This window comes from Paracraurococcus ruber (genome assembly GCF_004353985.1).
GTDB classification, from domain to species: Bacteria; Pseudomonadota; Alphaproteobacteria; order Acetobacterales; family Acetobacteraceae; genus Paracraurococcus; species Paracraurococcus ruber.
The window spans coordinates 1-879 of record NZ_SMOA01000625.1; the positions used below are offsets into that span (position 1 = coordinate 1).

An 879-nucleotide genomic window follows, 5' to 3' on the forward strand; every position below is an offset into this window, starting at 1 on the left:
CCCTGCACCGCCGCACCCGCCGCGGCGATGGGCAGCCGGGCGCGGCCGTGCCGCGCCGCCGGCGCGCCTTCGGCCAGACGCGGCCGAGGACAGGCAGCCATGACCTTCGGCCAGCTTCCCTACGACGTCGCGCATCTGCTGGGCGGCGCCATGCTGCTGCTGTCCTTCGTGCTGCTGTACCAGCGCCGCGTCGGCGCCGTGATCAACGCGCTGGCGACGCAGGGCGCGGTGCTGGCCGGCGCCGCGGCCTGGCAGGGCTTCGTGCAGTCCGCGCCGCAGCTCTACCTGACGGCGCTGATCGCGCTCGGCGCCAAGGCGGTGCTGATCCCGCTGGCGCTGCGCACCCTGCTGCGGCGCTTCGACCTGGACCGCAGGGTGGAGACGGCGATGGGCATCGGGCCCAGCCTGATCGCCGGCGTGGCGCTGGTCGCGCTCGCCATCCTCGTCGTGCTGCCGATCACCGCCGGCAGCAGGGCGATCGCGCGGGAGGACCTGGCGCTCGCCCTTTCCGTCGTGCTGCTGGGGATGCTGATGATGATCACCCGGCGCAACGCCATCCTGCAGGTGGTCGGGCTGATGACGCTGGAGAACGGGCTGATCCTGGCGGCGGTGGGGGTCACCGGCATGCCGCTGGTGGTGGAACTCTCGACCGCCGCGCTGGTGATGATGCTGCTGGTGGTGGGCGGCGTCTTCGTCTTCCAGATCCGCGAGCGCTTCGACACGGTCGATACCGGCTTCCTCGAGCGGCATCGGGGAGAGAGCCCGTGATCCTCCGTCGCCGCGCCGCCCCGCGGCCCGCGCAGCGGGCCGGGCGCCCGGATGGGCGCCGCGCCGCATGCCGCGAAGCCGGGCCGCCCGCCGGGCGGTGCCGGCGACCGG

Annotated in this window: 1 protein-coding gene; it reads left to right on the plus strand. The window is 74.6% G+C overall.

Annotated elements, in window-relative coordinates:
- Positions 1-99 precede the first annotated feature (99 nt).
- The gene (locus E2C05_RS32160; protein ID WP_133223642.1) at positions 100-768 is read left to right on the plus strand and encodes a hydrogenase-4 component E; all 669 of its coding nucleotides are present in this window, start codon (positions 100-102) and stop codon (positions 766-768) included.
- Positions 769-879: the final 111 nt, after the last annotated feature.